Raw genomic sequence first — 8,110 nt, 5'->3', positions numbered from 1 at the left:
CATTTCCAAGCTGCCGAGCTATAAAGCCCTGCAAGCAGAGATTGAAACCCTTATCAAAGAGAAAAACAGCGGCTACAACGATTACCGGGCAAAACGGGAGGAATACCACCGCTTACAGACGGTCAAGGGCAATATCGACCAGATTTTACGCCGGAGCGAGCCGCAGCGCAGAAAGGAGCAGAGCCATGAACGGTAATATCCCCCGCATGGACTACCGCCAGTACCGGGCAGCCCGCCGCCTTGTGCATGAGTGCTGCAACTATGACAGCGGGAACTGCCTGCTGCTGGAGGACGGCGAGCCTTGCGTGTGTGTGCAGAGTATCAGCTATTCGCTGCTCTGCCGCTGGTTTACTGCCGCTGTCCTGCCCCTTGATGAAGCACTGGAAGCCGCCCTCTTGCGCCGGGGAAGCCGGAAACGCTGCGCTGTCTGCAGGGCGTTCTTTTCCCCCAAATCCAACCGGGGGAAATACTGCCCGGACTGCGCCGGACGCATGAAGCGGATAAACGCCGCCAAACGGAAGCGGAAACAAAGGGAGAAATGTCACGCTTTAGGGCATTTCAAACCCGCATAAATCAAGGCTTTTTGGGAGGGTGTCAAAGGGTGCGTGATACATTTATCCTTTTCCCTTAAAAACGCCCTCTAAAAGCGTAACAGAACCCACAGACAGACACCACAAGGAGGTGAACCCTATCGCTGATTATATGACCGCAGAAACGGAGCTGCCCGCTTACCTGCCTTACCCCCGTTTCCTGCTGAAAATGGACATATCCCACACCGCCAAGCTGCTGTATGCGCTGCTGTTAGACCGTTCCACCCTTTCGCAGAAGAACGGCTGGCAGGACAGCGAGGGACGGACATACATTGTCTACCCCATAGCAGAGATAGCGGAAATGCTGGATAAAGGCTGCACCACCATAAAGGGCGCACTGAACGAACTGGACGCTGCCGGGCTGCTGGAACGCAGACGGACGGGCTTTTCTGCCGCCAACCGTCTGTATGTGAAAGTGCCGCCTATCCCAGTAGTACAGTTTTCCGACCAACTGACGGACAAAAAACCGACCCTCATAAGGGCGGGAAACCGACCAACTGACAGCCGGAAAACTGACCCTATGACGGTCGGAAAACCGTCCCCTAACCAAACTAATATAAACAACCTAATAGAGAGCCAAACAAAAGGAGCGAGTGAGGGGCAGCCCCCCGCCGCTTATGGCAGATATAAAAACGTATTCCTTTCTGACGCAGAACTTATGGAGCTGGAACAGGACTTCCCCGGCAAGTGGGAGTATTACCTTGACCGCCTTTCCTGCCATATCGCTTCCACTGGGAAGCAGTACCAGAGCCATGCAGCCACCATTTACAAGTGGGCGCAGGAGGACGCTGCCAAAGAGAAGCCAAAGAAAGGCATACCGGACTATTCATTCAAGGAGGGAGAAAGCCTATGACCGATACAATCCACAACACCATACTGCCTATGACCGACACCACAGCCGAGCCGGAGGATTACACCGGGGAGGACGGGCTTTTATACTGCGGCAAATGCCGGAAACCCAAAGAAGCCTATTTCCCGGAGGGCAAGACCTTTTTCGGGCGTGACCGCCACCCGTCAGAGTGCGACTGCCAGCGGGCAGCCCGTAAGGAACGGGAAGCCGCCGAGAAGCAGCGCAGCCACCTTGAAACGGTGGAACGGCTGAAACGGCAGGGCTTTACAGACAAGACCATGCAGGACTGGACATTTGCCAACGATAACGGAAGCTGCCCGCAGATGAAGAACGCCGCCGGATATGTGGAACGCTGGGAACAGATAAAGGACGGGAACTACGGGCTGCTCTTGTGGGGCAGGGTAGGCACTGGAAAAAGCTATTTTGCCGGGTGTATTGCAAACGCCCTCATGGAGCAGGAAGTCCCGGTGTGCATGACAAACTTTGCAACGATACTCAATGACCTTGCCGCCAGCTTTGCGGGCAGGAACGAATATATTTCCCGCCTTTGCAGCTTCCCCCTGCTCATCATTGACGATTTTGGAATGGAGCGTGGCACAGAATACGGTCTGGAACAGGTCTACAATGTGATTGACAGCCGCTACCGGAGCAGGAAGCCGCTGATTGTGACGACCAACCTCACGCTGGAGGAATTGCAGCACCCGGAGGACACCGCCCACGCCCGCATTTATGACCGCCTGCTTGAAATGTGTTCCCCTCTCTGCTTTACCGGGGAGAATTTGAGGAAAGCCGCCGCACAGGGGAAAATGGAACAGCTGAAACAGCTGCTTGCCGGAAAGGAGATTTGCCTATGACCGACACCCAGAGAAACAAACGCCCTGCCCGCCGCCCGGACTGCGTGACCGAAACGAGGATAGGCAACACAATCCTTGTGGTGTCCGGCTTTTTCAAGGAGGGGGCGACCGACACCGCCGCTGACAAGATGATGAAAGTGCTGGAAGCAGAAGCCGCCGCCGGATATCTGACCTGTGAGAAGCCTGATTGAAAAACCATCATTTTTACTGACCATAAAGAAGCAGATTTGACGCTTTTGCCGCTATACAGACAGCCGCCCCATGTGGTACAATCAAGGTACGGAATAGTGGGGCTGGCTGTCGGAAACGGAGGATTTTATGTTAAGACAGACCAACCAACAACCAATTACCGCCCTTTACCCAAGACTATCCCATGAGGACGAGCTGCAAGGCGAGAGCAATTCCATTTCCAACCAGAAGCGTATCCTTGAAACCTATGCAAAGCAGAACGGCTTTTCCAACCTGCGCTGGTACACGGACGACGGTTATTCTGGTGCGAACTTTCAAAGACCCGGATTTCAAGCCATGCTTGCGGACATTGAAGCCGGAAAAGTCGGGACAGTTATCGTAAAGGATATGTCGAGGTTAGGGCGAAACTACTTACAGGTGGGAATGTACACAGAAATGATTTTCCCACAGAAAAACGTCCGTTTTATTGCTATCAATGACGGCGTTGACAGCGCACAGGGGGAAAATGATTTTGCCCCGCTGCGGAACATTTTTAACGAATGGCTGGTGAGAGATACGAGCAAGAAAATCAAGGCAGTAAAACGCTCTAAGGGCATGAGTGGAAAGCCTGTCACAAGCAAGCCCGTCTATGGCTACCTCATGGACGAGGACGAAAATTTCATCATTGACGAGGAAGCCGCCCCGGTGGTACGGCAGATTTACAGCCTTTGCCTTGCCGGGAACGGTCCGACCAAGATAGCCCGTATGCTGACCGAGCAGCAAATCCCCACGCCGGGGACACTGGAATACCGCAGGACGGGAAGCACCCGCCGCTACCACCCCGGCTATGAGTGCAAGTGGGCGACCAATACCGTGGTTCATCTGCTGGAAAACCGGGAATATACGGGCTGTCTGGTAAACTTTAAGACCGAGAAGCCGTCCTACAAGCTGAAACACAGCATAGAAAATCCCCCGGAAAAGCAGGCGGTTTTTGAGAACCACCATGAGCCTATCATTGACCGGGAAACGTGGGAACGGGTGCAGGAGTTACGCAAGCAGCGCAAGCGCCCCAACCGTTATGATGAAGTGGGCTTGTTCTCCGGCATACTCTTTTGTGCCGACTGCGGCAGCGTGATGTACCAGCAGCGATACCAGACGGACAAGCGCAAGCAGGACTGTTATATCTGTGGAAGCTACAAGAAACGCACCGCCGACTGTACGGCGCACTTTATCCGCACCGACCTTTTGACCGCTGGCGTACTCTCCAATCTGCGGAAAGTTACCAGCTATGCGGCAAAGCATGAAGCCCGGTTTATGAAGCTTTTAATCGAGCAGAATGAGGACGGGGACAGACGCAGGAACGCCGCCAAGAAAAAGGAGCTGGAAGCCGCCGAGAAACGCATAGCCGAGTTATCTGCTATCTTCAAGCGGCTGTATGAGGACAGCGTAACCGGGCGCATATCGGACGAGCGTTTCACAGAGCTGTCGGCAGACTATGAAGCCGAGCAGAAAGAACTGAAAGAACGTGCCGCCAGACTGCGGGAAGAACTTTCCAAAGCGCAGGAAGCCACCGCAAACGCTGAAAAGTTTATGAATGTGGTACGCAGGCACACTACCATTGAAGAACTTACCCCTACTCTGCTGCGGGAGTTTGTGGAGAAAATCGTTGTCCATGAAAGCGTTGCCCTTGACGGGAAACGCCGGGGCAAGTTACGCAGACAGGAAATCGAAATCTATTATTCTTTTGTCGGCAAGGTAGAACTGCCCGACACCTAACCGCCCGACCTATCCGACATACCTCATGTGCCGGATAGGAACGGCAAAATTTTTTACACTTCTATTACTTCTTTATCACACATAAGCAAAGTCCCAGGGCATGAAGCAGCTCATGGCTGGCGGCGGTGTTGCCCTCATCGGCACCACCCTTGTACCTCTGCTCTCCGGACTGTTCGGTTAATCACAAAACAAGGAGGTAATCGCCTTTGGACAGCATACTCCAACAGATCACAGACTGGCTGAAAGAAATGCTCGTTTCAGCTATTATGGGAAATCTGTCGGGGATGTTTGAGTCCGTCAACAACCAGGTTGGCGAGATAGCAACCTCCGTTGGCATGACCCCGGCGAATTTTTCGCCGGGTGTCTTTGCCATGGTACGAAACATCTCCGAGTCAGTGATTATCCCAATCGCAGGCTTGATTCTGACCTTCATTGCCTGTTATGAGCTAATTCAGATGATTATTGACCACAACAATCTGGCAAATTTTGAAACCTGGATCTTCTTCAAATGGGTGTTCAAGACTTTTGTTGCGGTCATGTTAATCACAAACACATTCAATATCACGATGGCTGTGTTTGATGTGACACAGCACGTTATAAACGCAAGCGCCGGTATCATATCCGGAAATACTGCCATAGATGCTTCGGCATTGGAAACAATGGAAGAAACGCTGATGGCAATGGATTTGGGTCCTTTGCTCGGCTTGTTCCTGCAATCCTTTATCGTGCAGGTCACGATGTCCGCTTTGGCAATCATCATCTTTGTGATCGTCTACGGTCGAATGATTGAAATTTATCTGATGGTCAGCCTTGCCCCGATTCCGCTTTCCACTTTTGGAAACAGAGAACAGAGCAATATCGGACAGAATTATCTGCGTTCGCTGTTTGCAATCGGATTCCAGGGATTCCTGATTATGATCTGCGTGGGCATTTATGCGGTGCTGATTCAGTCTATCGCATTCAGTGATGACATCATCGGTTCTATCTGGGGTGTTATGGGCTACACCGTCCTTTTGTGCTTCACCCTGTTTAAGACTGGTTCGCTTGCGAAGGGTGTATTCAGCGCTCACTAAGGGAAGGAGGAAATTGTTTGGCAGCGTATATTCCCGTACCTCGTGACCTGACGAGGGTAAAAACAAAAGTGTTCTTCAATCTGACGAAACGGCAGTTACTTTGCTTTGGTGCGGCGGCGCTCATCGGAGTGCCGATTTTCTTTCTGGTCAAAGCAACCGGAAATGTGAGCCTTGCAGCACTGTCCATGATGATCGTCATGTTACCGTTGTTCTTTCTGGCAATGTATGAAAAGGATAGTCAGCCGTTGGAAGTGGTTGTAGAACACTTCATTCAGACCAAATTCGTTCGTCCCAAGGTTCGCCCTTATCAGACGGACAACTATTATGACGCTTTGATGCGTCAGTACAAACTGGAAAAGGAGGTTGAACGAATTGTTTTTCAAAAAGAAGCCACAGGCAAGAAACATCAAAATGCCTGCAAATCTGAATCGGAAGCAGCAGCGAGAAATTAAAGCTGTTGTGGAACGGGCAAAGAAGGACAACGGTATTCCGCAGACTGCACAGCAGTCCATTCCCTTTCAGAGAATGTTCCCGGATGGCATCTGCCGTGTCACTGACAGTTATTACACCAAGACCATTCAGTTTCAGGACATCAACTATCAGCTGGCACAGCAGGAAGATAAGACTGCCATCTTCGATGAGTGGTGCAGTTTCCTGAATTTCTTTGACAGCTCCATTCACTTTGAGCTTTCCTTTATGAACCTGAGTACCGATGCTGAAAGCTTTGAAAAGAGTATCCGTATCCCGTTCAAGAAGGACAGCTTCAATCCCGTCCGTGCCGAGTATAGCCAGATGCTGAAAAAGCAGTTGGCGCAGGGCAACAACGGCTTGACCAAAACCAAGTACCTGACATTCGGCATTGAAGCCGAATCCATGCGGCAGGCAAAGCCGAGACTCAACCATATCGAAAACGATCTGCTCAATAACTTTCGGCGTTTGGGTGTCATTGCCACTACCATGAACGGCAAAGAGCGGCTGCATCTGATGCACTCTATGTTCCACATGGGTGATAATGATAAGTTCTTCTTCGATTGGAAGTATCTTGTGGAATCCGGGCTGTCCGTAAAGGACTTCATTGCTCCGACGGCGTTTGCCTTTAAGACCAACCGCACCTTCCAGATGGGCAGTATCTTCGGTTCGATGTCTTATCTGGCAATTACGGCATCAGACCTGTCTGATCGTATGCTGGCGGATTTTCTGGATATGGAATCCACGCAGATCGTGACCATGCACATCCAGTCGGTTGACCAGACTGCGGCGATTAAGACCATCAAGAGAATCATCACCGAGCTTGACCGTTCCAAAATCGAGGAACAGAAAAAGGCTGTGCGTTCTGGCTATGACATGGACATTATCCCATCTGACCTTGCTACCTATGGTAAAGATGCGAAGTCACTTCTGAAAGAATTGCAGAGCCAGAATGAGCGAATGTTCATGGTGACATTTCTGGTGCTGAACACCGGGCGCACCGAGCAGGAACTGGAGAACAATGTGTTCCAGGCACAGAGCATCGCCCAGAAGCATAACTGCAATCTGCGTCGTTTGGATTTTCAGCAGGAATCCGGACTGATGAGCAGCCTGCCTTTGGCACAAAACCTGATTGAGATTCGTCGTGGCCTGACTACCAGTTCCACGGCTATTTTTGTGCCTTTCACCACGCAGGAGCTGTTCCAGAATGGTGGAGAAACGCTCTATTACGGGCTGAATGCTCTGTCGAACAACCTTATCATGGTGGACAGAAAGAAGCTCAAGAACCCCAACGGACTGATTCTGGGTACTCCCGGTTCCGGTAAATCCTTTTCCGCAAAGCGTGAAATCACCAATGCGTTCCTGGTTACGGATGACGATATTATCATCTGCGACCCCGAAGCGGAATATGCGGCTCTGGTTCACAAGTTCAATGGTCAGGTGGTAAAAATCAGCTCCTCCAGTACCAACTATATCAACCCTATGGACATCAACCTGAACTACTCTGAGGATGACAACCCGGTAGCACTGAAAGCTGATTTTATCCTGTCCCTCTGTGAGTTGATTATGGGCAGTAAGGATGGCTTGCAGCCTATCGAAAAGACGGTTATCGACCGTTGTGTGCATCAGATTTACCAGAGATATTTCGACAATCCTGCCCCTGAGAATATGCCGATCCTTGAGGATTTGTATGATGCCCTTCTGAAACAGGACGAAAAGGAAGCCCACCATGTAGCGACCGCCTTGGAAATCTATGTTAAGGGTTCTCTGAAACTGTTTAACAACAGAACCAATGTGGATATTCAGAATCGTCTGGTGTGCTTCGACATTAAGGAGCTGGGCAATCAGCTGAAAAAAATCGGTATGCTGATCGTTCAGGATCAGGTCTGGGGGCGTGTAACTGCCAACCGTTCTGCCGGTAAATCGACCAGATATTATATTGACGAGTTCCATCTGCTTCTGAAGGAAGAACAGACGGCAACCTATTCCGTAGAAATCTGGAAGCGATTCCGTAAATGGGGCGGCTTGCCGACCGGTATTACTCAGAATGTCAAAGACCTGCTTCGTTCCCCGGAGATTGCCAACATCCTCGAAAACTCTGATTTCATCTATATGCTGAATCAGGCAAGCGATGACCGAAGTATTCTGGCACAGCGGTTGAACATTTCGCCGCATCAGCTGTCCTATGTAACCAACTCCGGTGAGGGCGAAGGACTTCTGTTCTATGGCAATGTGATTCTGCCGTTCATTGACCGATTCCCGACAGATCTGGAACTGTATCGCATTATGACCACGAAGTTAAACGAGGTGGCACAGGAAAAGGAGGCGTAA

At 50.9% G+C, this 8,110-nt stretch carries 8 protein-coding genes and 2 pseudogenes; all 10 read left to right on the top strand.

Annotated features, from left to right (window positions below):
* A pseudogene (locus NE609_RS08535) lies at window positions 1–196 on the top strand (relaxase); the annotation flags it as partial.
* On the top strand, window positions 186–572 hold the full coding sequence (locus NE609_RS08530; protein ID WP_227100178.1) for a cysteine-rich VLP domain-containing protein: 387 nt from the start codon (window positions 186–188) through the stop codon (window positions 570–572). The pseudogene NE609_RS08535 and the gene NE609_RS08530, both read left to right, overlap by 11 nt.
* A gap of 130 nt (window positions 573–702) precedes the next feature.
* Window positions 703–1,443: a replication initiator protein A gene (locus tag NE609_RS08525; RefSeq protein WP_227100213.1), complete on the top strand. Its 741-nt coding sequence runs from the start codon at window positions 703–705 to the stop codon at window positions 1,441–1,443.
* A complete protein-coding gene (locus NE609_RS08520) occupies window positions 1,440–2,294 on the top strand; it encodes an ATP-binding protein (protein ID WP_227100177.1) in 855 nt (284 codons plus the stop codon). Before NE609_RS08525 ends, NE609_RS08520 begins: the two co-directional genes overlap by 4 nt.
* Entirely contained in the window at window positions 2,291–2,485 is a 195-nt protein-coding gene (locus NE609_RS08515; protein ID WP_227083174.1) for a transposon-encoded TnpW family protein, read from the top strand. The genes NE609_RS08520 and NE609_RS08515 overlap by 4 nt, the downstream gene beginning before the upstream one ends.
* A 127-nt stretch (window positions 2,486–2,612) precedes the next feature.
* Window positions 2,613–4,238, top strand: a complete 1,626-nt coding sequence (locus NE609_RS08510) for a recombinase family protein (protein ID WP_227083176.1) — start codon at window positions 2,613–2,615, stop codon at window positions 4,236–4,238.
* An 85-nt stretch (window positions 4,239–4,323) separates the two neighbouring features.
* Window positions 4,324–4,419: pseudogene (locus tag NE609_RS17640) on the top strand (Maff2 family mobile element protein); the annotation flags it as partial.
* 25 nt (window positions 4,420–4,444) lie between these two features.
* The gene (locus NE609_RS08495; RefSeq protein WP_002304374.1) at window positions 4,445–5,311 is read left to right on the top strand and encodes a VirB6/TrbL-like conjugal transfer protein, CD1112 family; all 867 of its coding nucleotides are present in this window, start codon (window positions 4,445–4,447) and stop codon (window positions 5,309–5,311) included.
* 17 nt (window positions 5,312–5,328) lie between these two features.
* Window positions 5,329–5,763 (top strand): PrgI family protein, encoded by a 435-nt coding sequence (locus NE609_RS08490; protein WP_002304375.1) that lies wholly within the window; start codon window positions 5,329–5,331, stop codon window positions 5,761–5,763.
* Entirely contained in the window at window positions 5,723–8,110 is a 2,388-nt protein-coding gene (locus NE609_RS08485; protein WP_002588967.1) for a VirB4-like conjugal transfer ATPase, CD1110 family, read from the top strand. The genes NE609_RS08490 and NE609_RS08485 overlap by 41 nt, the downstream gene beginning before the upstream one ends.

Origin of the sequence: Anaerotruncus sp. DFI.9.16 (assembly GCF_024461615.1) — a bacterium.
Classification (GTDB): Bacteria; Bacillota; Clostridia; order Oscillospirales; family Ruminococcaceae; genus Anaerotruncus; species Anaerotruncus massiliensis.
This window is presented reverse-complemented; position numbering and strand designations above follow the sequence as displayed.